Source organism: Frateuria sp., from assembly GCF_013362045.1.
Lineage (GTDB): Bacteria > Pseudomonadota > Gammaproteobacteria > Xanthomonadales > Rhodanobacteraceae > Frateuria_A.
Map to the genome: position 1 here is coordinate 1 of NZ_JABFWW010000046.1, position 24,160 is coordinate 24,160.

Annotated in this window: 20 protein-coding genes; 14 read left to right on the forward strand and 6 right to left on the reverse strand. The window is 70.2% G+C overall.

From position 1 onward, the window contains the following. Positions 1 to 70: 70 nt before the first annotated feature. Entirely contained in the window at positions 71 to 2,020 is a 1,950-nt protein-coding gene (locus tag HOQ08_RS02235; protein WP_291190940.1) for an acetyl-CoA hydrolase/transferase C-terminal domain-containing protein, read from the reverse strand. 81 nt (positions 2,021 to 2,101) lie between these two features. On the opposite strand from HOQ08_RS02235, the gene HOQ08_RS02240 reads away from it, so the two are divergent. The 3 genes from HOQ08_RS02240 to HOQ08_RS02250 all read left to right on the forward strand — a co-directional run bounded on the left by HOQ08_RS02240 (position 2,102) and on the right by HOQ08_RS02250 (position 6,635). Next, complete coding sequence (locus HOQ08_RS02240) at positions 2,102 to 3,526, forward strand: phospholipase D-like domain-containing protein (RefSeq protein ID WP_291190943.1); 1,425 nt, start codon at positions 2,102 to 2,104, stop codon at positions 3,524 to 3,526. Positions 3,527 to 3,712: 186 nt separating this feature from the next. Next, positions 3,713 to 5,068: an exodeoxyribonuclease VII large subunit gene (xseA, locus tag HOQ08_RS02245; protein WP_291190946.1), complete on the forward strand. Its 1,356-nt coding sequence runs from the start codon at positions 3,713 to 3,715 to the stop codon at positions 5,066 to 5,068. Positions 5,069 to 5,201: 133 nt separating this feature from the next. Beyond that, the gene (locus HOQ08_RS02250) at positions 5,202 to 6,635 is read left to right on the forward strand and encodes an aldehyde dehydrogenase family protein (protein ID WP_291190950.1); all 1,434 of its coding nucleotides are present in this window, start codon (positions 5,202 to 5,204) and stop codon (positions 6,633 to 6,635) included. Between the two features lie 8 nt (positions 6,636 to 6,643). Here HOQ08_RS02250 and HOQ08_RS02255 read toward each other — a convergent pair whose 3' ends face one another. After that, positions 6,644 to 7,411 (reverse strand): YdcF family protein, encoded by a 768-nt coding sequence (locus HOQ08_RS02255; protein WP_291190953.1) that lies wholly within the window; start codon positions 7,409 to 7,411, stop codon positions 6,644 to 6,646. 134 nt (positions 7,412 to 7,545) lie between these two features. Here HOQ08_RS02255 and HOQ08_RS02260 point away from each other — a divergent pair, with 134 nt between their 5' ends. The 6 genes from HOQ08_RS02260 to HOQ08_RS02285 all read left to right on the forward strand — a co-directional run bounded on the left by HOQ08_RS02260 (position 7,546) and on the right by HOQ08_RS02285 (position 16,563). Then, entirely contained in the window at positions 7,546 to 8,985 is a 1,440-nt protein-coding gene (locus tag HOQ08_RS02260) for a phospholipase (RefSeq protein WP_291190956.1), read from the forward strand. Positions 8,986 to 9,123: 138 nt separating this feature from the next. Continuing rightward, the gene (locus HOQ08_RS02265; RefSeq protein ID WP_291190959.1) at positions 9,124 to 9,732 is read left to right on the forward strand and encodes a YigZ family protein; all 609 of its coding nucleotides are present in this window, start codon (positions 9,124 to 9,126) and stop codon (positions 9,730 to 9,732) included. 175 nt (positions 9,733 to 9,907) lie between these two features. Further along, a complete protein-coding gene (locus tag HOQ08_RS02270; RefSeq protein ID WP_291190962.1) occupies positions 9,908 to 11,914 on the forward strand; it encodes an oligopeptide transporter, OPT family in 2,007 nt (668 codons plus the stop codon). Positions 11,915 to 12,041: 127 nt separating this feature from the next. Beyond that, the gene (locus HOQ08_RS02275) at positions 12,042 to 13,811 is read left to right on the forward strand and encodes an ABC transporter transmembrane domain-containing protein (RefSeq protein ID WP_291190965.1); all 1,770 of its coding nucleotides are present in this window, start codon (positions 12,042 to 12,044) and stop codon (positions 13,809 to 13,811) included. 166 nt (positions 13,812 to 13,977) lie between these two features. Continuing rightward, the gene (locus HOQ08_RS02280; RefSeq protein WP_291190968.1) at positions 13,978 to 14,964 is read left to right on the forward strand and encodes a ligase-associated DNA damage response exonuclease; all 987 of its coding nucleotides are present in this window, start codon (positions 13,978 to 13,980) and stop codon (positions 14,962 to 14,964) included. A 3-nt stretch (positions 14,965 to 14,967) separates the two neighbouring features. Then, positions 14,968 to 16,563: an ATP-dependent DNA ligase gene (locus HOQ08_RS02285; RefSeq protein WP_291190971.1), complete on the forward strand. Its 1,596-nt coding sequence runs from the start codon at positions 14,968 to 14,970 to the stop codon at positions 16,561 to 16,563. Positions 16,564 to 16,589: 26 nt separating this feature from the next. Here the strand turns inward: HOQ08_RS02285 and HOQ08_RS02290 are convergent, their stop codons facing one another. After that, entirely contained in the window at positions 16,590 to 17,357 is a 768-nt protein-coding gene (locus tag HOQ08_RS02290) for an FHA domain-containing protein (RefSeq protein WP_291190974.1), read from the reverse strand. Positions 17,358 to 17,454: 97 nt separating this feature from the next. Here HOQ08_RS02290 and HOQ08_RS02295 point away from each other — a divergent pair, with 97 nt between their 5' ends. Together HOQ08_RS02295 and infA are read left to right on the forward strand one after the other, a co-directional pair. Next, positions 17,455 to 17,739 (forward strand): polyhydroxyalkanoic acid system family protein, encoded by a 285-nt coding sequence (locus tag HOQ08_RS02295; protein ID WP_291190978.1) that lies wholly within the window; start codon positions 17,455 to 17,457, stop codon positions 17,737 to 17,739. Positions 17,740 to 17,822: 83 nt separating this feature from the next. Beyond that, positions 17,823 to 18,041: a translation initiation factor IF-1 gene (gene infA / locus HOQ08_RS02300; protein WP_019466733.1), complete on the forward strand. Its 219-nt coding sequence runs from the start codon at positions 17,823 to 17,825 to the stop codon at positions 18,039 to 18,041. Between the two features lie 88 nt (positions 18,042 to 18,129). On the opposite strand, the gene clpA is transcribed toward infA, so the two are convergent. Together clpA and clpS are read right to left on the reverse strand one after the other, a co-directional pair. Beyond that, positions 18,130 to 20,400, reverse strand: coding sequence for an ATP-dependent Clp protease ATP-binding subunit ClpA (clpA, locus tag HOQ08_RS02305; protein ID WP_291191020.1), 2,271 nt, complete (start codon positions 20,398 to 20,400; stop codon positions 18,130 to 18,132). 64 nt (positions 20,401 to 20,464) lie between these two features. Continuing rightward, positions 20,465 to 20,791 (reverse strand): ATP-dependent Clp protease adapter ClpS, encoded by a 327-nt coding sequence (gene clpS, locus HOQ08_RS02310; protein WP_091332759.1) that lies wholly within the window; start codon positions 20,789 to 20,791, stop codon positions 20,465 to 20,467. A 128-nt stretch (positions 20,792 to 20,919) separates the two neighbouring features. Between clpS and HOQ08_RS02315 the strand changes: the two genes are divergently transcribed. The 3 genes from HOQ08_RS02315 to hflD are packed head-to-tail and all read left to right on the forward strand — an operon-like array spanning position 20,920 to position 23,160. Then, positions 20,920 to 21,408 (forward strand): NUDIX hydrolase, encoded by a 489-nt coding sequence (locus HOQ08_RS02315; protein WP_291191028.1) that lies wholly within the window; start codon positions 20,920 to 20,922, stop codon positions 21,406 to 21,408. Then, complete coding sequence (gene mnmA / locus HOQ08_RS02320) at positions 21,405 to 22,517, forward strand: tRNA 2-thiouridine(34) synthase MnmA (protein ID WP_291191030.1); 1,113 nt, start codon at positions 21,405 to 21,407, stop codon at positions 22,515 to 22,517. The genes HOQ08_RS02315 and mnmA overlap by 4 nt, the downstream gene beginning before the upstream one ends. Positions 22,518 to 22,536: 19 nt before the next feature. Then, the gene (gene hflD / locus HOQ08_RS02325) at positions 22,537 to 23,160 is read left to right on the forward strand and encodes a high frequency lysogenization protein HflD (protein ID WP_291191035.1); all 624 of its coding nucleotides are present in this window, start codon (positions 22,537 to 22,539) and stop codon (positions 23,158 to 23,160) included. Positions 23,161 to 23,175: 15 nt separating this feature from the next. Here hflD and HOQ08_RS02330 read toward each other — a convergent pair whose 3' ends face one another. Continuing rightward, a complete protein-coding gene (locus HOQ08_RS02330; protein ID WP_291191033.1) occupies positions 23,176 to 24,114 on the reverse strand; it encodes a LysR family transcriptional regulator in 939 nt (312 codons plus the stop codon). Positions 24,115 to 24,160: the final 46 nt, after the last annotated feature.

The window sequence follows — 24,160 nt, forward strand, 5'->3', positions numbered from 1 at the left end:
GTGGTCAAGCCACTCTTGCAGGGCGGGGTTCGGCCCACCTTGTCGCGCCTGGATAGTGGCTGCAGCCATCCTACGTGGACTGCGCATGGCGCAAGGCGGCGAGGACGAGGCGACGCTGCAGGCGGTCGGCGATACCTTTGCCGGCGGCCAGCTGCATGCGCTCGAGCGCCGCCGCCTCGCCCGCCACCGGCTCGCCTGGCCGCACGAAGGCCTTGGCCAGTGCAAGGCGCCCGCGCCACGTCGCGCCCTGCTCCTTCAGCCAGCCCAGCGCGGGCAGCAGTTGCTGCTCCGTTTCGTCGAAGTCGCTGCCGAACGGAAAGGTCGGCAGCATTCCGCCGCGCCGCAGCGGTGCCAGCGCCTCGTGCAGGTGTTCGGGCCGATGCCGCCGCCACGCTTCGGGAATGCGGAAGCCGGCCGCGAGCTTGCCGTGGGCTTTTGCTTCGGCCGCCAGCGCGTCGAGGAAGCGCGCGTCGCAGATCGAGAGCATCGCCTCGATGCACTCGCTGTCGCTCTTGCCGCGCAGGTCGGCGGCGCCGTACTCCGTCACCACGACGTCGCGCAGGTGGCGCGGGATGGTGGTGTGGCCGTAGTTCCAGCGGATGTTGGTCTGCACCTGGCCGCCCTCGCGGCGGGTCGAGCGCAGCAGCAGGATCGAGCGGCCGTCGTCGAGCTCGTGTGCCATCGCGACGAAGTTGTACTGGCCGCCCACGCCGCTGACCACTGCGCCGTCCTCCAGCCCGTCGGAGACGGCGGCGCCCAGCAGCGTGGCCATCATGCAGGTGTTGAAGAAGCGCGCGCCACGGCGCTGCAGCGCGGCCAGGCTCTGGTGGTCGCCATAGAGTTGGTTGACGTTGGAGACCGGGCACATGTCGATGGCGTCGGGGTCGGCCGCCTCGGTCGCGTCCAGCCATGCGTACAGCTCGCGGCTGCCCAGGAAGAACGCGCCGCGCAGCCAGTGCCCGCCGGGCGTGGCAGGGTTGAGCCGGCCGGCCACGGCGGCGCGTTCCAGCGCCAGGTTGTCCCAGCTGCGGCGCTTGAGGATGCCGGCGCGCGCCAGGTGCATGAAGCCGTCCATCACCATCTCGCTGGCGCCGTAGAGGCCTGCCTCGAACGGCTCCAGGCCGCCGATGCGGCGGGCCAGCGCCAGCGTCGGGCTCTCGCCATCGAGCGCGCGCAGGCCGTCGCGCCAGGCGGCGTTGTCCTGCTGGCGCAGCAGCAGCCCCCTGACCAGCGCGTCGGACAGCGCGCCGATGCCGATCTGCAGGCAGCCACCGTCCTTCACCAGCGCGCTGGCATGCAGGCCCAGCGCGTATTCGGTGACGTCCACCGCTGGCCGCGGCAGAGCGAACAGGCGCGGCGAATGGGCCGGCGCCAGTTCCAGGTCGAAGAAGTCTTCCGCCACTTCTGCGTGGCCGCTCAGGTACGGCAGATCCGGATGCACCACCGCCACGCACAGCGGCCGCGGCTTGCCGGCGCGCGCGCGCTGGGCCAGGAAGTCGAGCGTGAGGTCGGGGTTGCAGGAGAGGCTGTAGCGCACACCCTGAGCCGTCTCCCGCCGCGCCACCAGTTGCACCAGCAGGTTGAGGTCCTGCGCGGCCAGGTCGCGCGCGACGTGGGTGTAGTTCTGGCTGATGTAGTCGCGCTGCGCCCGCGGCGCGCGCAGCAGCGCGCCCGACTGCAAGTAGAACTCGTGCACGGCCACGTTGTCCGGCAGCGCGTGCCGCGACTCGGCCAGGGCGTATTCCGGATCCTCGTAGTCGGCGCCGAAATGGCGCTCGAGGAATGGCGCGAGGAAGCGCTGTTCCAGTCCCGGCCTGGGCTGCGGCCGCGTCAGCGACAGCGCGGTGTAGAGCGTCAGCGACCGGGCCGGGTCGGCGACGGTCAGCCGGTAGAGCGCATTGAGCAGGCCATGCGGCTTGCCAAGGCCCAGCGGCGCGGCCACGCACAGGTGCGGCCCCAGCCGGTCGGCGATGAGCTTGGCGCAGGCGGCGGTGTCGTCGAGGCGCGGCGCGGACGGCATGCGCGAATCATCGCAGAAGCGGGGCGCGGCGCGCATCCGGGCTGCGATATGGGCGCACGGGCCATGTCCTACACTCGGCCCATGGCGACGACTCCGCTGATTCCTCACGCGCCCAGCCGCTTCCTGGCCGAGCAGGCCCTGAGCCGGGCTGCCGGCGCTCCGCTGATCGGCGGCAACGCGGTCGGCCTGCTGATCGATGCCCAGGCGCATTACGACGCCTGGCTGGCCGCCATCCGCGGCGCGCGGCAGCGCATCCTGCTGGAAAACTACATGATCGGCGACGACGCGGTCGGCCGCGCGTTCCGCGACGCGCTGGTCGAGCGCGCCAGGTCCGGCGTGATGGTGGCGGTGGTGTATGACTGGCTCGGCTGCCTGGGCCAGTCCGGCCACGCGTTCTGGCAGCCGCTGCGCCGCGCCGGCGGCGAGGCGCGCGTGTTCAATCCGCCGCAACTGGGCAAGCCGTTCGGCTGGATCACCCGCGACCATCGCAAGCTGCTGGTGGTGGACGGCGACCTGGGCTTCCTCTCCGGCGTGTGCATCAGCGCGCGCTGGCTGGGCGATGAGCGGCGCGGCGTGCCGCCCTGGCGCGATACTGGCGTGTCGCTGCGCGGGCCGGCGGTGACCGAACTGGAGCAGGCTTTCGCGCAGAGCTGGGCGAGCCTGGGCAAGCCGCTCGCGCTGCCGGAACGGCAGGTCGGGACGGCCGGCAACATCGCGCTGCGGGTGATCGCCACGCAGCCGGCCACCGCGGGCATGTACCGGCTGGACCAGCAGGTCGCGGCGATGGCGCGGCGCACGCTGTGGATCACCGATGCCTATTTCGTCGGCATGGCGCCCTACGTGCAGGCGCTCGCCTCGGCTGCGCGCGACGGCGTGGACGTGCGCCTGCTGGTGCCGGGCACCAGCGACGTGCCGCTGGTCGCCAGCCTGTCGCGCTCGGGCTACCGGCCGCTGCTCAAGGCGGGCATCCGCGTGTTCGAGTGGAACGGCTCGATGCTGCACGCCAAGACCGCCGTGGCCGACGGCCAGTGGGCGCGCGTGGGCTCGTCCAACCTCAACATCGCCAGCTGGCTGGGCAACCGCGAGATCGACGTGGCGGTGGAGGACACCGGCTTTGCCGGCCTGCTCGAGGAGCAGTACGAGCGCGACCTGGCCAACGCCACCGAGATCGTGCTGGCGCCGCGCCGCCATCGGCCGTACATCGAGCGGGTCAAGAGCAGCACCGAACGCCCGCCGCGCCCCAAGCACCCCGGCGGCAGTTCCAGCCGCGCCGCCGCTGGCGCCCTGCGCATCGCCAACACCGTCGGTGCCGCGCTCACCGACCGCCGCGTGCTGGGCGACACCGCGCGCGGTCCGCTGCTGGCGGGCATCGCGGTGCTGGCCCTGCTCGCCGCGGTCGCCCTGGCGTGGCCGCGGGTGGTGAGCTGGCCGATCGCGGTGCTGGCGGCATGGTTCGCCCTCAACCTGGCGATCCGCGTCTGGCGGCTGCGCAAACGGAGCGAGTAGCCCTTTCGCAGGGGCGCTTCAGCCCGCCGGCCGTTCTGCCGCGGAGGAGCCATGATGGGAAGGAACCACCCTGCGGACAGCTGCAAGGAGCCGCGTCTGCAAGAGCGGTGCGTACATGAGGCATTCCTTGCACTCTTCCGTCCAACCGCATGTTCTCCAAACGCTTCGTGCTAGGCTCGCCGGTCCATGCACAGCCCCGACCCCCCTACGGCCCCGCCGCGCAGCATCCTCACCCCCAGCACGCTCAACCGGCTGGTGCGCGGGCTGCTGGAGGACGCGCTGCCGCTGGTGTGGATCGAGGGCGAGCTGTGCAACGTGTCGCGCCCGGCTTCGGGCCACCTGTATTTCACCCTGAAGGATGCCGGCGCCCAGGTGCGCGCGGCGATGTTCAAGCCCAAGAGCGGTTGGCTGCGCTTCAAGCCGGCCGACGGCATGCATGTGCTGGTGCGGGCGCGGGTCGGGTTGTACGAGCCGCGCGGCGAGTTCCAGCTGGTGGCCGAGCACATGGAGCTTGCCGGCGAAGGCGCCCTGCGGCGGCAGTTCGACCTGCTCAAGGCGCGGCTGGATGCCGAAGGCCTGTTCGACAGTACGCGCAAGCGTCCCCTGCCCCGCTATGCGCGGCGCATCGGCGTGATCACCTCGGCCACCGGCGCGGCGATCCGCGACGTGCTGAGCGTGTTGCGGCGGCGCTGGCCGCTGGTCGAGGTCGAGGTGCTCCCGGTGCCGGTGCAGGGCCGCGAGGCGCCGCCGGCGATCGTGTCGATGCTGCGCAAGGCCTCGGCCAGCCAGCGCTACGACGTGCTGCTGCTGACCCGCGGCGGCGGCTCGCTGGAAGACCTGGTGGCCTTCAACGACGAGGCGGTCGCCCGCGCCTTGCATGCCAGCGTGGTGCCGGTGGTGAGCGCGGTCGGCCACGAGATCGATTTTTCCATCGCCGACTTCGTCGCCGACCTGCGCGCGGCCACGCCCTCGGCGGCCGCCGAGCTGCTGGTGCCCGACGCCCGCGCATTGAGCCGTCATCTGGCTCAGGCGCTGCAGCGGCTGCGGTTGTTGCAGCACCGCCGGCTGCAATCGCAGACCCAGCGCGTGGACCACCTGCTCGCCCGCCTGCAGGCGCAGCGCCCGCAGGCGCGGCTGGCGCGCGACCGCGAGCGGCTCGTGCAGCTGCATCGGCGCCTGCATGCGGCGCTGCGCGAGCAGGCACGCATTCGCGCAACCCGGCTGGAACGGCTGCACGCCCGGCTGCTGACGCAGCATCCACGCCAGCGGTTACAACTGCTGCAGCGGCGCCTGGCCGAGCACGAGCGCTCGCTGCGCCAGTGCATGGGCCATCGGATGGAACGCGCGCAGCTGACCCTGCGCCAGGCGGCGCGCGCGTTGCAGGCGGTCAGCCCGCTGGCTACGCTGGAGCGCGGCTACGCGATCGTGTTCGACCACGAGGGACGCGTGCTGCGCGATGCGAAGAACGCCCCGCCGGGCACGCCGCTGCGCGCACGGCTGGCCGAAGGCGAGCTTTCGCTCAAGGTCACCGACGGCACGTAGGTGGGCATAGGGTGGGCTTCAGCCCACCATTCCCGGTACGCCGTGGATAGGCTGAAGCCCATCCTACGCTCTGCGGCTCACACCTCGGCAACGCGGTCGGCGGCACGCTGCCCTTTGTCATCGGGAGACGTCCATGCTCGAGAAGACCTACCCCTATTACCTCGCCAACCGCCCGCAGCAGCCGAACACCGATCTGGAGGTGCGCGACAAGTACAGCGGCAAGGTCGCCACCCGCGTCGCAGTGCCCGACGGCAAGGCGATCGGCAAGGCGATCGCTGCGGCGGCAGCGGCCGCCGCGCCGATGCGCGCGTTCAAGCCGTGGGCGCGCCAGGCCGTGCTGGAGCACTGCGTGGCGCGCTTCTCCGAACGCCGCGACGAACTGGCGATGGCGCTGTGCATCGAGGCCGGCAAGCCGATCAAGGACGCGGCCGGCGAGGTCACCCGGTTGATCGAGACCTTCCGCATCGCCGCCGCCGAGGCCGTGCGCGTCGATGGGGAAACACTCACCCTGGAACTGGCACCTCGGCTGGACGGCTACCACGGCTATACCAAACGCGTGCCGATCGGGCCGGTGTCGTTCATCACGCCGTTCAACTTCCCGCTCAACCTGGTCGCGCACAAGGTGGCGCCCGCGATCGCCGCCGGCTGTCCGTTCGTGTTGAAACCTTCGGAGAAGACACCCATCGGCGCGCTGATCATCGGCCAGGTGCTGGCCGAGACCGACCTGCCCAGGGGTGCCTTCTCGATCCTCCCCGTGGACGGCGCGCACGCCACACCGCTGGTGGAGGACGAGCGGTTCAAGCTGCTGTCCTTCACCGGCGGGCAGATCGGCTGGGACCTCAAGGCCCGCGCCGGGCGCAAGAAGGTGGTGCTGGAGCTCGGGGGCAATGCCGCCTGCATCGTCGATGGCACCCAGGGCGGCAAGCTCGACGCCATCGTCGAGCGCCTGGTGTTCGGTGCCTTCTACCAGTCCGGCCAGAGCTGCATCGGCGTGCAGCGCATCTACGCGCACGCCTCGCTCTACGAGGCGCTGAAGAAGAAGCTGGTCGCGGCGACAAAGAAGCTCAAGGCCGGCGACCCGAAGAAGAAAGACGTGTTCATCGGCCCGATGATCGACGAGGCCGCGGCCGAGCGCCTGCACGGCTGGATCGAAGAGGCGCGCAAGGCCGGCGCGAAGCTGCTCTGCGGCGGCAAGCGCCAGGGCAACATGCTGGAGGCCACGCTGATGGAGGACGTGCCGCGCGAGGCGAAGGCCAACCGCCTGGAAGCCTTCGGCCCGTTCGCCCTGCTTGCGCCGTTCGATGAGATCGACCAGGCCATCGCGCAGGCCAACGACTCCGACTACGGCCTGCAGGCGGGCATCTTCACCGACTCGCTGGAGCACGCCATGCGCGCCTGGGACGAGCTCGAACAGGGCGGCGTGATCGTCAACGACATCCCCAGCTTCCGCGTGGACAACATGCCCTACGGCGGCGTCAAGCTGTCCGGCTTCGGCCGCGAGGGCGTGCGCTACGCCATCGAGGACATGAGCGAGCTACGGCTGATGGTGATGCGCCGACCCGGCTGAGCGCGGCGTCAGTCGACCGGCGGCCCGGCACTCTCCGGCGGCGCCTCGGTGCGCCCGCGCCACGCATACCAGTGATACAGCGCCATGCCCACGTATTCGTGCAGCACGGCGTCGGTGACCGACAGGTTGTACGCGCTGGGCAACAGCGACCATACGCCGCGCAGGTAATCCGCGCGCCCCGGCGTGACAACGAGGCCGAAGCGGCGGAACGCGAACATCGCGCGCCGCAGGTGGTGCGCCGACGTCACCAGCCAGACCCGGTCCGCGCCGATGCGCGCCAATGGCACCCGCGCGAACTGCGCGTTCTGCCAGGTCGTGTGGCTGCGCATTTCCAGCACCTGGTCGGCTTCGGGCACGCCGAGCCGTTCCAGCGTACGCTGGTAGGTCAGCGCCAGCGGCTCGCCGGTGGACAGCGCATCGCCGCCGCTCACCAGCACGGTGCAGCGCGCCCCGGCCTCACGGCAATCGCGGTAGAGCGACACGGCCTCGGCGATCCGCGAATAGGCGGTGTGCCCTGGCTCCAGCGGGCCGCCCGGAGGATAGGTGACCCCGGCGGTGAGCAGCACGATCGCGTTGGACGGCGCCCAATCCAGCACCGGACGTTGCGCATAGGGCGACTGCCACGGCCGCAGCAGCACCTTGGGCACCAGCCCGCAGCCCACTGCGAATACCGCAAGCAGCGCCAGCACGATGGCGGCCCGTTGCAGCCACCGCCAGCCCAGGTGTCCGGCAAACCATGCGAAGGCGAGCAACGCGATCAACAAGGGCACGGTCATCCGCAGTCCTCTGCACAGGCGGGCACGGCATTATGCCGGGGCCGGGATGAGCGCCATGCACATGGCCGGTTCGGGAAGGAACGCGGCCGCCCCGCCTGCTACGCTGCGGCGAGCCCGCACCGATCCCGAGAAAGATGCCCGTCCTCGTCTTCGTCCATGGCTGGAGCGTGACCAGCACCGCCACCTACGGCGCCATGCCGCAACGGGTGCAGGAGGCCGCCGCCGCGGCCGGCCTGCCGCTCGCCATCCACGACCTCTGGCTGTCCGAATACGTCAGCTTCAACGATGCGGTGACCATGGCCGACCTGGTGCGGGCGTTCGACCACGCGTTGCGTGACCTGCACCTGTCGACCGCCAGCTTTGCCTGCGTCACCCACTCCACCGGTGGCCCGGTGGTGCGCGAATGGCTGCGCGCGCAGCGCGACCGGCCGGGTCGCCACAGCACCATCCGCCTCAGCCACCTGGTGATGCTGGCGCCGGCGAATTTCGGCTCGGCGCTGGCCAAGCTGGGCAAGGGCGCGCTGGGCCGGCTCAAGGCCTGGTGGAACGGCGTGGAGCCCGGCCAGCGCATCCTCGACTGGCTGGAGCTGGGCAGTGCCGCCTCGCTGTCGCTCAACCTCGACCACATCCACGGCAACGATCCGGCCTCGCGCGGACAGTTCCTGTTCGTGCTGATGGGCGACCGGCCCGACCGTTCGCTGTACGACCATCTCAACAGCTATACCGGCGAGGACGGCTCCGACGGCGTGGTGCGCATCGCAGCGGCCAACCTCAACGCACGCCATGCCGTGCTGTCCGTACCGGACAACCGCCGCGGCGCCGCGGCCGACACGCTGTCGCTCGGCATGCAGCGCGGTCCGCGCTGCGCGTTCAAGCTGGTGGCCGGCGCGTCCCACTCGGGCGGCGAGCAGGGCATCCTTGCCGCCGCGGCGCCGGCGACGGTGCAGGCGATCGTGCGCTGCCTGCAGGTCGGCGAAGCGGCCGGCTATGCGGCGTTGTGCGATGCCTTCGACCGCGAGAACGCGGTGCGCGACGCCGACAAGGTGGAGCCGGCCAGCGCCTACACCTCGCGCCCGCACATCCACGACCCGCGCAGCATGCTGATCCTGCGCCTGGCCGACGAGGCGGGCGAGCCGCTCACCGGAGCCGGCTTCTTGTTCACCGCCGGTCCCGAGGCCAGCCTCGACCAGTTGCCCGCCGGCTTTCTCGGTGACCGCCAGGCCAACACAACCGATCCCTGCACGATCGCGCTCTACCTCAATTACGCCCTGCTCGCCGGCGACGCCCGCGTGCCCGACCCGGATCACCCGCGTCGTACGTTGCGCCCCGTCGTCGCCAGCCGCCGCCCCTACGGCGCGCGCGTGCAGCCTATGGACCTGGCCGGGCTGGTGCAGCATGCCCTGGCCGCCACGGCAAGGGATGAGGACCTGTTCGCCATGCTCGGGCCGCACCAGACAACCGTGCTCGACGTGGTGCTGCCGCGGCACATCCATGAAGGCGTGTTCCGCCTGACCCGGGACCTGGCGCCGCACGATTTCCGCCATCCCGTCCCCGGCGCGGTGATCGGCGGCTGAGTGCACTGCAGGGCAGGTGCCTGCGCGAATCCCGAGGCGGCAGCTCTCGCCCGTGCAGCGCCACGCGCAGACTCGTGCGCCACCGATGGCGCCTTTGCAGCGTGCTAACGTGCCGGCGTTTTCGCTGCACGGCCCCGCATGTCCGATTCCCTGCACGTCCTCGTCGCTTCCTGCCGTCACGCGCAGGACATCCGCAAGAGCCGGTTCCTGGCGCAGGCCGCACCGGTACAGACGAGCGCACAGGCGCTGGCCTTCCTGCACGAAGCGGCCGCCCCCTCCGCAACGCACAACTGCTGGGCGTGGCGCATCGGTCGGGACTACCGCTTCAACGACGACGGCGAACCCGGCGGCACGGCCGGGCGCCCGATCCTGCAGGCGATCGAGGGCGCCGGCATCGACCGCGCGATGGTGGTGGTGACGCGCTGGTACGGCGGCATCAAGCTCGGCGCCGGCGGATTGATGCGCGCCTATGGCGGCACCGCGGCCGAATGCCTGCGCATCGCCGAGCGGGCGCCGCTGGTGGCGATGGCACGGCTGACCGTGCGCTGCCCTTTCGCGGACCTGGCCCTGCTCAAGGCGCGCTGCCCCGGCTGGAACGCGCGCATCGAAGGCGAGACCTTCGACGGCGAGGGCGCCACGCTGGAGCTGGAGCTTCCTGCCGACGGCGCCGAGGGCGTCTGCACGCGCATCGTCGACCTCACCCGCGGGCAGGGCCGGGTGCGGCGGCTGGATGGCGTCGCCGGCTGATCGCGGCGGCATTCCTTCCGCACCGGCCCCGGAAGCATCGGCATCCAGAATGACGCGGATGGGGATGGATCGGGCCCATCCACGTTATGCTCCCGCTGCGGCGCGCGGGGAGCGGCCGCGAGGGGCGTGCCGCTTCGGGCGCGTGGGGGAAAAGACAATCAGAACGGAACCACCAGTGACAGCCCAAACCCAAGGCGCCAAGCGCACCGAATTCACCCTACGCGGCCTGGTCATCGGCATCGTGATCACCGTGGTGTTCACCGCGGCCAACGTGTTCTTCGGCCTGAAGGCCGGCCTGACCTTCGCCACCTCGATCCCCGCGGCGGTGATTTCGATGGCCATCCTGCGGGCGATGAAGAACTCGACCATGCAGGAGAACAACATCGTGCAGACGGTGGCCTCGGCCGCCGGCACGCTGTCCTCGATCATCTTCGTGCTGCCGGGCCTGATCATCATCGGCTGGTGGAACGGCTTCCCGTTCTGGATGTCCTTCGGCATCTGCGCCACCGGCGGCGTGCTTGGCGTGATGTACACGATCCCGCTGCGCCGCGCGCTGGTCACCGATTCGGACCTGCCCTATCCCGAAGGCGTGGCCTGCGCCGAGGTGCTCAAGGTGGGGTCCGGCAGCTCGCAGGAGGCGGCCGAGTCGGTCGAATCCGGCGGAGCGGGACTCAAGGCGGTAATCACCGGCGCCGTCGTCTCGGCGGTGTTCTACGTGATCGTGCAGACCAAGGTGTTCGCCACGGCCGTATCGGACTACTTCCGCATCGGCGACCGCGGCGCGGCGACCGGCTTCGACTTCAGCCTGTCCTTCGCACTGTTCGCGGTCGGCCACCTGGTTGGTCTGTGGGTGGGTTTGGCGATGCTGGCCGGCGCCATCATCGGCTGGGGCTGGGCGGTGCCGCACTTCCTGCTGCTGCATCCGGAAACGGGCGCGGTAGCGGAAGCCGCGCAAGCCACCTGGAGCCACTACGTGCGCTTCGTCGGCGCCGGCACCATCGGCGTGGCGGCAATCTGGACGCTCGCCAAGCTGGTCAAGCCGGTGGTCAGCGGCCTGGCCGGCGCGATGGCCGCCTCGCGCGTGCGCAAGGCCGGCCAGCTGGCCACGCTGCCGCGCACCGAGCACGACATCCCGATCGGCGTCGTCGGCCTGGTGACGCTGGCCTGCATGGTGCCCGTGGCGTGGCTGCTGGGCCACTTCGCCAACATCAGCGGGCTGGGTTCGCACACCGCGCTGCTGGCGATCGGCGGCGTGCTGTTCGTGCTGATCCTGAGCTTCCTGGTCTCGGCGGTCTGCGGCTACATGGCCGGCCTGATCGGTTCGTCCAACAGCCCGCTGTCGGGCATCGGCATCCTGGTGGTGATCATCGCCGCGCTGCTGCTGGTGCTGGGCGTCAAGGCCATGATGCCGGCGGAGGCAGGCAAGGCGCTGGTCGCCTTCGCGCTGTTCATCACCGCCATCGTCTTCGCAGTGGCGTCGATCGCCAACAACAACCTGCAGGACCTCAAGACCGGCCAGCTGGTGGACGCCACGCCTTCGCTGCAGCAGTGGGCGCTGGTGATCGGCGTGATCGCCGGCGCGGTGGTGATCCCGCCGGTGCTGGACCTGCTCAACCAGGCCTACGGCTTTCTCGGCGCGCCGGGCGTGGACCCCGCCCGCGCGCTGCCCGCGCCGCAGGCCGGCCTGATCTCGGCGCTGGCCCAGGGCGTGATCACCGGCAACATCGACTGGAGCCTGATCACCATCGGCGCAGCCATCGGCGTGGTGCTGATCCTCGTCGACGAAACCCTGGTGCGCACCGCCAAGTCCGCCCGCCTGCCACCGCTGGCGGTGGGCCTGGGGATCTACCTGCCGACCTCGACCACGCTGATGGTGGTGGTCGGCGCCCTGGTCGGCGCCTGGTTCGACAGGCGCGCCGACCGCGGCCCGAACGCCGACGCGACCAAGCAGTTGGGTGTGCTGCTGGCCTCCGGCCTGATCGTGGGCGAAAGCCTGCTCGGCGTGATCGTGGCCGCGCTGGTGGCCTTCTCCGACAAGCTTGGCTTCGCCAACCGCAACGCACCGCTGGCGCTGGTCGGCGACGGCTTCGCCACGCCGGCGATCTGGATCGGCGGCATCGCCTTCGTCGCCTGCGTGGTGGTGCTCTACCGCTGGATCGCCCGCATGGGCCGCGGCGCCTAGCTTTGCTCCCTCTCCCTCGGCCCTGCCGGGGGAGAGGGTCATAGGGAGGGGAAGACCCTCTGCTTGCCCGCTTGGGGAATCCCCGCCCGCCCCCACCTCCTGAGGCTCCACCCCGACAGGCGCCTCGATGAGCGACTCCGCACCCTCCGGCAAGCCCGCCCGCCGCATCGGCGCCCTGCGCCAGCTGTGGCCCTTCCTCAGGCCGCACAAGGCGCTGGCGATCGGCTGGCTGGTGTTCCTCGCGCTCTCCTCGGGCTCGACCCTGGTGCTGCCGATGGCGGTACGGCACATGATCGATGCCGGTTTCGGCAACGCCAGCGGCGAGACGATCAACCGCACCTTCCTCGGGCTGTTCGGCGTCGCGCTGGTGCTCGCCTTCGCCACCGCCGCACGCTATTTCTGCATCACGCTGCTGGGCGAGCGCGCGCTGGCGGCGCTGCGTACGAAGCTGTACGCGCACGTGATCCGGCTCGACGTGGGTTTCTTCGAGCGCTCGCGCGTGGGCGAGCTCACCTCGCGCCTGGGCACCGACACCGAAGTGGTGCAGGCGCTGATCGGTTCGGGCATCTCGGTGGCCTTGCGCAGCGCGGTGATGCTGTTGGGCGCCAGCGCCATGATGGTGTGGACCAGCCCGCGCCTGGCCGGCCTCACCGCACTGGTGATCCCCGCCGTGATGCTGCCGATCCTGGTGTTCGGCCGGCGCGTGCAGAAGCTCTCGCGCGCCAGCCAGGACCGCCTGGCCGATGCCGCCGCGATCGCCAACGAGACGCTCAACGCCGCACCGGCGGTGAAGGCCTACGCGCGCGAAGGCATCGAGAGCGGTCGTTACGGCAACGCCATCGTGCGCGCGCTGGAAAGCGCCCGCCGGCGCATCGGCATGCGCGCGCTGCTCACCGCGGCGGTGATCGTGCTGTTCTTCGGCGCCATAACGCTGGTGCTCTGGGCCGGCGCGCGCGATGTGGTCGCAGGCACGCTCGAGGCCGGCGTGCTCGGCCAGTTCGTGCTGTATGCGGTGTTCGCCGCCGGTTCGGTGGCCGGCCTGTCGGAGGTCTGGGGCGACGTGCTGCGCGCGGCCGGCGCGATGGAGCGCATCGGCGAGCTGTTCGGCGAGCGAGCGCAGATCGCCGATCCGCCCCAGCCGCTCGCCCTGCCCCGACCGGTGCGCGGTGCGCTGCGTTTCGAGCACGTCGGCTTCCACTATCCCACGCGGCCGGACGCGCCCGCGCTGCACGATTTCACGCTCGACATCCGGCCCGGCGAAACCGTGGCGCTGGTCGGCCCTTCCGGCGCCGGCAAGAGCACCGTGTTCGCCCTGCTGCTGCGCTTCTACGATCCGCAGACCGGCAGCATCCGCGTTGACGGCATGGACCTGCGCGCGCTCGCGCTGCCGGAGCTGCGCGGCGCCATCGCGCTGGTGCCGCAGGAGACGGTGATCTTCGCCGGCAGCGCCGCCGACAACATCCGCTTCGGGCGCCAGGATGCGAGCGAACGCGAAGTGCAAGAGGCGGCCCATGCCGCCGAAGCGCACGAGTTCATCAGCGCGTTGACGGACGGCTACGCGGCCGAACTGGGCGAACGCGGCGTACGCCTCTCCGGCGGCCAGCGCCAGCGCATCGCCATCGCCCGCGCCATCCTGCGCGACGCGCCGCTGCTGCTGCTGGACGAAGCCACCTCGGCGCTGGACGCGCAGTCCGAGGCCGCCATCCAGCAGGCGCTCGAACGACTGGAGAAAGGCCGCACCACCCTGGTGATCGCCCACCGCCTCGCCACCGTGCAGCGCGCCGACCGCATCGTGGTGATGGACGGCGGGCGCATCGTCGCCCAGGGCACGCATGAAAGCCTGCTGGCGGAGGGTGGGCTGTACGCGGAGCTGGCAAAGCTGCAATTCGTGGCCTGACCATCTGCCGTTCGCCCTGAACTTACGCCCGCAGGGCCGGAGTCGAACGGTTGCCGGACGAGCGAAAGGCCTCCCCCTTTCCCCCGGCTTTACCGGAGAGAGGGAGCAAGTGCGCGCTCCGCCCCTGTTGCCGCCAACTTGACGCGGGCGCGCCGAGCATCCGTACATGCCCGACCCGCTCCTCCAGCCCCGCCCCGAGGGCCTCTACTGCCCCGCCGGCGGCTTCTACATCGACCCGGCCGAGCCGGTGGCGCAGGCCGTGGTGACGCGTGCGCACGGCGACCATGCGCGCCAGGGCAACGCGCGCTACCACGTGGCGCGCGCCGGGCTCGCGCTGATGCGCGAGCGGCTGGGCGAACCGGCGGCGATCGAGGCCTACGACTACGGCGAGCCGTTCACGCTCGGCGATGTGCGCGTGTCGCTGCACCCCTCCGGCCACATGCTGGGCGCAGCGCAGGTACGCATGGAGCACGCCGGGCGGGTGGTGGTGGTGTCGGGCGACTACAAGCGCGAGAACGATCCCACCTGCGCGCCGTTCGAGCCGGTTCCCTGCGACGTCTTCGTCACCGAATCGACTTTCGCCTTGCCGGTGTATCGCTGGCCGCCGATGGCGCAGGTGGTCGACCAGTTGCTTGCCTGGCGGGACGATTGCGCGCGTCGCAAGGTCCCGGCGGTGCTGTTCTGCTATGCGCTGGGCAAGGCGCAGCGGCTGCTGGCCGAACTCGCGCCGCGCATCGACCGGATGGTGTACCTGCACGGCGCGCTGCTGCGGCTGGTGGAGCTGTACCGCGAAGCCGGCGTAACGATGCCGCCGACGCTGCCGCTGGAGGAAGCGGCGCGCGGCGCGGCGCTGGCGGGTGAACTGATCCTCGCGCCGCCGTCGGCCGCGGGCTCGCCGTGGATGCGGCGCTTTCCGAACGCCTCGACCGCGTTCGCCTCCGGCTGGATGCAGGTGCGCGGCAACCGCCGCCGGCGCGGTTACGACCGCGGTTTCGTGGTGTCCGACCATGCGGACTGGAACGGCCTGCTGCGCAGCGTGCGCGACAGCGGGGCACGACGCATCTACGTTACCCATGGCGATGGTCACGCCCTGGTGCGCTACCTGCGCGAACAGGGCCACGACGCGCTGCCGCTGGCGGCGCTGGGGACATGAGCGATGCGCCGCTTCGCGCAGCTCTATGCCGAACTGGACCGCACGGGTTCGACTATCGCCAAGCGCGACGCGGTCGCCGCCTACCTGCACGACACGCCGCCCGACGACGCCGCCTGGGCGGTCTACGTGCTGGGCGGCGGCAAGCTGCGCCGGCTGGCCAGCACCACCGAACTGCGCCAGGCCACCCGCGAGGCCACCGGCTATCCCGACTGGCTGATCGACGAAAGCTACGCACACGTGGGCGACCTGGCCGAGGCAATCGCGCTGCTGCTGCCGCCGGGCGATGGGCCGTTCGACGACATCCCGCTGCACGCCTGGATGGAGCAGCACCTGCCCGGCCTGGCGCGGCTCGACACGGCCGGGCGCGTGGCGCAACTCAAGGCCTGGTGGCACGTGCTGCCGGCGGCGGAGGTCTACCTGCTCAACAAACTGATCACCGGCGCCCTGCGCGTCGGCGTTTCGCAACGCCTGGTGGTACAGGCGCTCGCCGCGTGGTCGCAGTTGCCTACCGACCTGATCGCCCATCGCCTCAGCGGCGACTGGAGTCCCGACGCCGCTTCGCTTGCCGCGCTGGCGCAACCGGTGGAGGACGATGCCCATCGCGAGCATCGCCCCTACCCGTTCTTCCTCGCTTCGCCGCTGGAAGCACCGGCGGAGAGCCTGGGCGAGCGCGGCGATTGGCTGGCCGAGTGGAAATGGGACGGCATCCGCGCCCAGCTCATGCGCCGAGGCGGAGAGGCAAGGCTGTGGTCGCGCGGCGAAGAGCGGCTGGATGGCCGCTTCCCCGAGATCGAACGGGCGGCCTGCGCGCTGCCTGCCGGTTGCGTACTGGACGGCGAGATTCTCGCCTGGGACGACGGTGCGGAAGCGCCGCGTCCGTTCACCGCCCTGCAGAAGCGCATCGGCAAGCTCAAGCCGGGCCCCCAACTGCTGGCCGGGACGCCGGTGCGCTTCATGGCCTACGACCTGCTGGAACTGGGTGGCGCGGACCTGCGCGAAGTGCCGCTTCGAGAACGGCGCGAGCGGCTTGCCGGTCTGCTCGATGGCGCGCCTCCCACGCTCGCGCTGTCGCCAGCCGCCGATACGCAGGACTGGGACACCCTCGTACAACTGCGCGCCCAATCGCGCCAGCGGCACACCGAGGGCCTGATGCTCAAGCGCCTGGAATCGCCCTATCGCGTCGGCCGCAAGCGCGGCGACTGGTGGAAGTGGAAGGTCGATCCCTACACGCTCGACGCGGTGCTCATCTACGCCCAGTCCGGGCACGGCCGCCGCGCCGGCCTGTTCACCGACTACACCTTCGGCGTGTGGGACCGCGGCCATCTGGTGCCGGTGGCGAAGGCCTACTCGGGGCTTGACGATGCGGAGATCGCCCGGCTGGATGCGTGGATCCGCGCACATACGATCGAGCGCTTCGGGCCGGTGCGCTCGGTCGAGCCGCAGCACGTCTTCGAGCTGGCCTACGAGGCGATCCAGCGTTCCGGCCGGCACAAGTCGGGCGTGGCGGTGCGCTTCCCGCGCATCCTGCGCTGGCGCACCGACCTCGCCATACGCGATGCCGATCGGCTGGACGATCTCAGGCGCATGGCCGAAGGTTGAAGAACCCCCGACCTCTTTTGGCGCGGCTAGAACCGCACCAGCAGGATCAACGCGATCAGGAGCGCCAACACCGCCGCAGTGGCGATCAGCCACCACACCTCGCCGCGCGGGCCGGCGGCGTCCTCCGGCAGGCGTTCGTGCAATGGCTCGTGCGAGGTCACCACCGGTGACGGCAGCAGCCCGGGAGCGTCCACCAGGAAGCGGTGCATGGCGATGCCAAGCTGGTCGTCCGGATGCAATACGGCCTGCTCCACCGGCACACCGTTGAGGCGCAGCGGATAGCGCGGCGGTGTCGGCCCGGCCGCGACGTGCAGCTCACCGTCCTTCCAGAACAGCGCCAACGTGGCGGAAGCGGCCTGCGGCAGGTCCAGCGGCTGGTCGCCCTGCGGACCGAACTCCAGTCGCTCACGCACCGGGAACACCCGGCCCGACAGCGGCCCGGCGACCGCGCGCAGGGCAGCAGTGCAATGACTTTGCTGCGCGAGCGCGAGCGGCGCGCGCGATGCCGGATCCTCGTCCGCGCACAGCAGCATGCGGCAATCGCCCAGGCTCAGGATGTCGCCCGGACGCAGCAAGGCGCGCTCGCGCACCGGGCGCGCGTTGACGTAGACGCGGCCGGCCCCGGAGAGCACTTCCAGCATCCAGCCGCGGCGATCCTGCCGGATGCGCAGGTGATGCGCCGCACCCTGCTGGACGGACACCACCAGGTCGTTGTCCGGCGCGCTGCCTATGCTCAATGCGGCCTGCGCCCAGCGAAAATCCTCGCGAGCCGAATTGGGAAACTCGATACGCATCTGCAAACCAACCGAAGGACGCCGGGACTCTAGCAGATGCAGGCCGTGACCTTCGCGCAGGCCGCGTAAGATAGGCGGCCCACACGGAGCGCGCCCCATGCCGAAGATCGACATCCGCCGTCCACACACCCTGCCGCCGGACCAGGCGCGCGCCGTAGTCGACAAGGTGGCTGCGCGCATGCGCGAGAAGTTCGACATGCAAAGCCAGTGGCAGGGCGACACCTTGCGCTTCTCCCGCCCGGGCGTGAGCGGTGCCATCGCGATGGTGGCCAACGAGGTGCAGGTCACCGCCGAGCTCGGCCTGATGCTTTCGCCGCTCAGGGGCATGGTCGAGCAGGAGATCCGGCGCAAGCTGGACGAGTATTTCGGGGGCAGCGCCTGAGGATTCTTTGATCGGGCGTCCGGACGTGGCATACTTTGGCGCTTACGCGGCCGCTACGGCCGGGCCCAGACACACCGGAACGCATGGCCAAAGACGACGTCATCGAAATGGAAGGCACGGTCCAGGAGACCCTGCCCAACACCATGTTCCGCGTGCAGCTGGAGAACGGGCACGTGATCACCGCCCACATCTCCGGCCGCATGCGCAAGCACTACATCCGCATCCTCACGGGCGACAAGGTCAAGGTGGAGATGACCCCCTACGACCTGACCAAGGGACGGATCACCTACCGCATGAAGTAGGCCGACGTCGCAAAAAAAGAAGGCCGCGCAGTGCGCGGCCTTTTTCATGCCCGGGCTTCCGTCCCTGCCATGCCGGCAGGGTCAGCCGTCATCCCACTACGGCCGGCAGCTTCTCGGCCGCCTCGGTCGCAACGTGCAGGTCGCCGTCGCGCACCCCCAGGATCACCTTGCCGCCGTCGGACAGCTTGCCGAACAGGAGCTCGTCGGCCAGCGCCCGCTTGACCTTCTCCTGGATGACGCGGGCCATCGGACGTGCACCCATCTGCGGATCGAAACCGTGCTCGGCCAGCCAGCGGCGGGCGTCGGCGTCCACGTCCAGGACGACGTGCTTGTCGGCCAGCTGCGTCTCCAGCTCGATCAGGAACTTGTCGACCACGCGCAGGATGTGCTCGAAGTCCAGCGGATGGAACTGGATCACCGCGTCCAGACGGTTGCGGAACTCCGGCGTGAACATCTTGCGGATCACCTCCATCGCGTCGGTGGCGTGGTCCTGCTTGACGAAGCCGATGCTCCGGCGCGCCGCCTGCTGCGCACCGGCGTTGGTGGTCATCACCACGATCACGTTCTTGAAGTTCGCCTCGCGCCCGTTGGTGTCGGTGAGCACGCCGCGGTCCATCACCTGCAGCAGGATGTTGAACACGTCCGGGTGCGCCTTCTCGATCTCGTCCAGCAGCAGCACGGCATGCGGGTGCTTGGTGATCTGCTCGGTGAGCAGGCCGCCCTGGTCGAAACCGACGTAGCCCGGGGGCGCGCCGACCAGGCGCGAGACCGAATGCGCTTCCATGTACTCGGACATGTCGAAGCGGATCATCTCGATGCCCAGCTGCAGCGCCAGCTGCTTGGTCACCTCGGTCTTGCCCACGCCGGTCGGGCCGGCCAGCAGGAAGCTGCCGATCGGCTTGCTCGGGTCGGCCAGGCCGGAGCGGGCCATCTTGATCGACGCCGCGAGGGCCTCGATCGCCTGGTCCTGCCCGAACACCACCATCTTGAGGTTGCGCTCGAGGTTCTTCAGCACGTCGCGATCGGAGGCCGAGACCTGCTTGGCAGGGATGCGCGCCATCTTGGCGACGATGTATTCGACCTCCGGCACGTCGATCTTGCTGACGCGCTGGTTCTCCGGCAGCAGGCGCTGGCGCGCGCCGGCCTCGTCGATGACGTCGATGGCCTTGTCCGGCAGCAGGCGGTCGGGGATGTGCTTGACCGACAGGTCCACCGCGGCCTTCAGCGCCTCGTTGGTGTAGGCGACATTGTGGTGTTCCTCGAAGCGGCTCTTCAGCCCCTTGAGGATCTCGATGCTGTCGGCCACGGTCGGCTCGACCACGTCGATCTTCTGGAAGCGGCGGGCCAGCGCGCGGTCCTTCTCGAAAATGCCGCGGAATTCCTGGAAGGTGGTCGAACCGATGCAACGCAGCTCGCCGGAGGCCAGCATCGGCTTGATCAGGTTGGACGCATCCATGGTGCCGCCCGAGGCGGAGCCGGCGCCGATGATGGTGTGGATCTCGTCGATGAACAGGATCGCGCCCGGCTGCTTCTTCAGCTGGGTGATCACCGCCTTCAGGCGCTTTTCGAAATCGCCGCGGTACTTGGTGCCGGCGACCAGCGCGCCCAGGTCCAGCGCCCAGATCACGGCGCCTTCCAGCACCTCGGGCACCTCGCCCTCGACGATGCGCTTGGCCAGGCCCTCGGCCAGCGCGGTCTTGCCCACGCCGGCGTCGCCCACGTAGAGCGGATTGTTCTTGCGGCGGCGGCACAGCACCTGGATGGTGCGCTCGATCTCGTCCTGGCGGCCGATCAGCGGATCGATCTTGCCTTCCAGCGCCAGCTCGTTGAGGTTGCTGGCGTACTCGCTGAGCGGGTTGCCCTTGCTGTCGCCGCCCTCTTCGCCCTCGCGCTCGCTGCCAGGCATGCCGCTACCGGGCTCGTCGCCGATCTTGGCGATGCCGTGCGAGATGTAGTTGACCACGTCGAGGCGGGTGATCTCCTGCTGGTGCAGGAAATACACCGCGTGCGAATCCTTTTCGCCGAAGATCGCCACCAGCACGTTGGCGCCGGTGACCTCCTTACGGCCGGAGGACTGCACGTGGTAGACGGCGCGCTGCAGCACGCGCTGGAAACCGAGCGTGGGCTGGGTGTCGCGCTCGTCGCCGTGCGGCAGCACCGGCACGGTCTCGGCGATGATGCGCTCGAGCTCGGCCGACAGCCGCGGCAGGTCCACGCCGCAGGCGCGCAGGGCGCCGAGCGCGGATTGGTTTTCGGTGAGCGCGAGCAGCAGGTGCTCCACGGTCATGAACTCGTGGCGCTGCTCGCGGGCCTGCTTGTAGCAGTGGCCGATGGTGACTTCGAGATCCTTGCTGAACATCCGGACCTTCTCCGCTGGGATTGGCTGGGCGGCTTACGCCGCGATGGCTACAAGATGGGGCCGCTCATAGCTTTTCCATAGTGCACAGCAAGGGATGCTGATGAGTCCGTGAATACTCGTTTACCTGCGTGACCTTGGTTTCGGCCACCTCTCGAGTGAACACGCCGCACACACCCTTGCCTCGGGTATGCACGTGCAGCATCACCTGTACCGCACGCTCCTGATCCATGGCGAAGAAGCCGCGAAGCACCTCGACCACGAAGTCCATGGGAGTGAAATCGTCATTCAGCAGCACAACTTGAAACAGTGGCGGCCGTGCCAGTTCTGGACGGCTGGTTTCGACGGCAAGGCCGTGTCCGCTGCCGGGGTCGTGTTCGGGTTCGTGGGCCATGTTCGCTGGGGATCTTGCTACTGGTTTGGAGTATACGCTGCGCTGCATGCAGCCCCGGTCGCGTCGCCGTGGAGGCTGCGCCCCATTCAGGTGATGGCACAATGGCGCATTTCCATCCCTCGTCCCCCATGCCCGTCGCTTCCGCCACTGCCGCCGTCTGGCGTCCCCATGTCACCGTCGCCTGCGTGGTGGCGCAGGGCGAGCGCTACCTGATGGTCGAGGAGGAAATCGACGGCCGGCTCGTCTACAACCAGCCGGCCGGCCATCTGGACGACGGCGAAAGCCTGCTCCAGGCCGCCGTGCGCGAGACGCTGGAGGAAACCGGCTGGACCATCGAGCCGGAGCATTTCCTGGGCGTGCACCAGTGGCGCAGTACCGAGCACGGCGAAGGCGTGGTGCGCTTCAGCTTCGCGGCACGACCGCTGGCGCACGACCCCATGCGCCGGCTGGACCTGGGTATCCGCCGCGCCCTGTGGCTCAGCCGCGCGGAAATCGTCGCGCTCGGTTCGCAGCTGCGCAGCCCCATGGTGCTGCTGAGCATCGATGCCTGGCTGGCCGGAAGGCGCCTTCCGCTCGACACGCTGTCGAACCTTCTTGCAGGGCCGGCGCGGCCATGAAGGTGATGCTGGGCGTGTCCGGCGGCGTCGATTCCTCGGTCGCCGCGCTGCTGCTGCAACAGGCCGGCCACCCGGTCGAAGGGCTGTTCATGCAGAACTGGGAAGAGGACGAGCGCAGCGGCCCGTGCACGGCCGACGCCGATCGCAAGGATGCGCTGGCGGTATGCGGGCGGTTGGGCATCCCCTTTCATGTGCGCAACTTCGCCGCCGAGTACTGGGACGGCGTCTTCGAGCATTTCCTGGCCGAGTACCGCGCCGGGCGCACGCCCAACCCGGACGTGCTGTGCAACCGCGAGATCAAGTTCAAGACTTTCCTCGACGAGGCCCGCGCGCTGGGCGCCGAGAAGATCGCCACCGGCCACTACGCCCGGGTGGACTGCCGCGACGGCCGCTACCGCCTGCTGCGCGCCCTCGACACGGCCAAGGACCAGACCTACTTCCTGCACGCGCTGGGCCAGCGGCAGCTGGCTGCCACGCTGTTCCCGGTCGGTGAGATCGAGAAGGCGCAGGTGCGCGAACTGGCCCGCGCGGCCGCGCTGCCCACACACGCGAAAAAGGATTCGACCGGCATCTGCTTCATCGGCGAGCGCGACTTCCGCAGCTTCCTCTCGCAGTACATCCCGGCGCGCCCCGGCGAGATGCGCACGCCCGAAGGGGCCCTGGTCGGGCAACACCAGGGCTCCATGTACTACACCCTGGGCCAGCGCAACGGCCTGGGGATCGGCGGACGCCAGGGCCTCAGCGGCGAGCCCTGGTACGTGGTCGGCAAGGACGTGGCCGCCAATGTGCTCTACGTCGCGCAGGGCGGCGAGAACCACTGGCTGCAGTCGAAGCGGGTGACCGCCGAGGCGCCAAGCTGGGTAGCCGGAGCACCACCGCCGGTGTCCTTCCGCTGCACGGCCAAGACCCGCTACCGCCAGGCTGACCAGAGTTGCGAGGTACATGTCCGGGACGATGGCGTGGAGGTGCGCTTCGACGATCCGCAGCGCGCCGTCACCCCCGGCCAGTCGATCGTTTTCTACGCCGGCGAGGCCTGCCTGGGCGGCGCGGTGATCGCAGCCACCGACGCACCCTTCGGCGGCCTCTCCCCCCTGCCAGCAGGAACCTGAAGTGCTCGACACCTTCGCCATCAACGAACCGCGCGTGCTTGCGCTGGCTGGGCTGTTCCAGGCGGTGGGCCTGGCCCAGCAACTGGCCAACCAGGGACGCTGCGACGAAACGGCGATGGAGGCGAGCGTGGCCAGCGTGTTCCGCATCGACGCGGCGTCGGTGTCGGCCGTGTACGGTGGCGTGGGTGGCGTGCGGCTGGGCCTGCGCAGCCTGATCGGCCAGCTCGACGACAGCAACCGCGACATGGCCCTCACCCAGATGGCGGTCACCGTGATGCGGCTGGAACGCAGCCTGGCGCGCCGGCCCGAGCTCACCGCGAAGCTGCAGGAGGGCATCCTCGCCACGCGGCGCCAGGTCGAGCACTTCGGACAGGATTCGCCGCAGGTGATCCGCCGCCTCGCCGACGTCTACGCCTCGACCCTGTCCACCCTCAGCCCGCGCGTGATGGTCAACGGCCATCCGCAGCACCTGCAGCAACCGGCGGTGGTGGAGAAGGTGCGCGCGAACCTGCTGGCGGCGGTGCGCTCGGCGGTGCTGTGGCGGCAGGTCGGCGGTCGACAGTGGCAGATCGTCATCAACCGCCGGCAGGGCAGCATGCTGGCGCGCGGCCTGCTGACCGGGGCGACGCTGGACAATGGGTGATGCCCGGCGCGGGGCCTAAGACGCAACCTGCCGGAGTGCGCCTGGAGCCGCCTGCCCCACCACCAGTCCCGGCCTTCCCCGCGCCACCTCGCACAGCAATTGGGCGAAAGCCTGGATGTCGTCGTGCCAGGGGGATGCCTCGCGCCAGTACAAGGCGATTTCCCGGCCCGGCGCGGCGCCCTCCACGTGCGCGAGCGTCAGCTCCGGCATCGAGGCCAGCCTTTCGCGCGCCAGCGCCGGCACCAGCGCATAGCCGCCACGCAGGCCCACCAACGCGGCCAGGCTCTCCAGGCTGACGTCCTGCACGTGGCCGCCCTGCCCGTCGATGCCGCCGGGATGGCTTTCGGCCATCAGGGTGGCTTCGGCCTGGTCCAGTTCGGCCAATGCGACGCTGGCGCGTCCGGCCAGCGGATGGTCGGCGCGGAACATCAGCTCCCACGGCTCGAAGAACAACGGGCGCGCGGCAATGCCGCTGGCCGCGCTGGCCGCGGGCGCCAGCACGGCATCCAGTTCGCCCTCGTGCAGGCGGCGCAGCAGGCCGCGCGGCTTGCCTTCGGACAGGCTCAGGCGCGCCGCCGGAAAGTGCTGCGGGAACGGCTCGATCAGGTGCGGCAGCAGGTAGGGCCCGAGCGAGGCGGGCACGCCCAGGCGCAGTTCGCCGCCGAAGGCCACGGTGCCGGCGCGCGCCGCCTGCTGCAGGTGTTCCGCGGCAGCCAGCACAGCCTCGATCCGCTCCAGCAGGCGCTGCCCGCCGGCCGTGGGCACGATGCGGCGCCCGCCGCGCTCGAACAGCGGCGCCCCCAGCGCCTGCTCGACCTTCTGCACCTGGTGCGACAGCCCCGACGGGCTGATGTGCATGGCCCGCGCGGCGCTGTTGAAGCTGCCGTGCCGGTGCACCGCCTGCACCAGCGCCAGGTCGCGCAGCGATACCGCCGAGAGCGCCGTCGAAATCATCGAATGCAGCCTGCCACCAAATGCGTTTGTGCGGCGGCGCCGGCCG

What these genes read in the sequence shown, in the direction of transcription:
- clpS (WP_091332759.1), bottom strand. Translation starts at nt 20,791, where the DNA reads ATGGCCCACGAACCCGAACACGACCCCGGCAGCGGACACGGCCTTGCC.
- HOQ08_RS02315 (WP_291191028.1), top strand. Translation starts at nt 20,920, where the DNA reads ATGCCCGTCGCTTCCGCCACTGCCGCCGTCTGGCGTCCCCATGTCACC.
- HOQ08_RS02250 (WP_291190950.1), top strand. Translation starts at nt 5,202, where the DNA reads ATGCTCGAGAAGACCTACCCCTATTACCTCGCCAACCGCCCGCAGCAG.
- xseA (WP_291190946.1), top strand. Translation starts at nt 3,713, where the DNA reads ATGCACAGCCCCGACCCCCCTACGGCCCCGCCGCGCAGCATCCTCACC.
- HOQ08_RS02255 (WP_291190953.1), bottom strand. Translation starts at nt 7,411, where the DNA reads ATGACCGTGCCCTTGTTGATCGCGTTGCTCGCCTTCGCATGGTTTGCC.
- HOQ08_RS02235 (WP_291190940.1), bottom strand. Translation starts at nt 2,020, where the DNA reads ATGCCGTCCGCGCCGCGCCTCGACGACACCGCCGCCTGCGCCAAGCTC.
- HOQ08_RS02275 (WP_291190965.1), top strand. Translation starts at nt 12,042, where the DNA reads ATGAGCGACTCCGCACCCTCCGGCAAGCCCGCCCGCCGCATCGGCGCC.
- HOQ08_RS02330 (WP_291191033.1), bottom strand. Translation starts at nt 24,114, where the DNA reads ATGATTTCGACGGCGCTCTCGGCGGTATCGCTGCGCGACCTGGCGCTG.
- mnmA (WP_291191030.1), top strand. Translation starts at nt 21,405, where the DNA reads ATGAAGGTGATGCTGGGCGTGTCCGGCGGCGTCGATTCCTCGGTCGCC.
- HOQ08_RS02260 (WP_291190956.1), top strand. Translation starts at nt 7,546, where the DNA reads ATGCCCGTCCTCGTCTTCGTCCATGGCTGGAGCGTGACCAGCACCGCC.
- HOQ08_RS02290 (WP_291190974.1), bottom strand. Translation starts at nt 17,357, where the DNA reads ATGCGTATCGAGTTTCCCAATTCGGCTCGCGAGGATTTTCGCTGGGCG.
- HOQ08_RS02285 (WP_291190971.1), top strand. Translation starts at nt 14,968, where the DNA reads ATGCGCCGCTTCGCGCAGCTCTATGCCGAACTGGACCGCACGGGTTCG.
- infA (WP_019466733.1), top strand. Translation starts at nt 17,823, where the DNA reads ATGGCCAAAGACGACGTCATCGAAATGGAAGGCACGGTCCAGGAGACC.
- HOQ08_RS02280 (WP_291190968.1), top strand. Translation starts at nt 13,978, where the DNA reads ATGCCCGACCCGCTCCTCCAGCCCCGCCCCGAGGGCCTCTACTGCCCC.
- HOQ08_RS02265 (WP_291190959.1), top strand. Translation starts at nt 9,124, where the DNA reads ATGTCCGATTCCCTGCACGTCCTCGTCGCTTCCTGCCGTCACGCGCAG.
- clpA (WP_291191020.1), bottom strand. Translation starts at nt 20,400, where the DNA reads ATGTTCAGCAAGGATCTCGAAGTCACCATCGGCCACTGCTACAAGCAG.
- HOQ08_RS02240 (WP_291190943.1), top strand. Translation starts at nt 2,102, where the DNA reads ATGGCGACGACTCCGCTGATTCCTCACGCGCCCAGCCGCTTCCTGGCC.
- HOQ08_RS02295 (WP_291190978.1), top strand. Translation starts at nt 17,455, where the DNA reads ATGCCGAAGATCGACATCCGCCGTCCACACACCCTGCCGCCGGACCAG.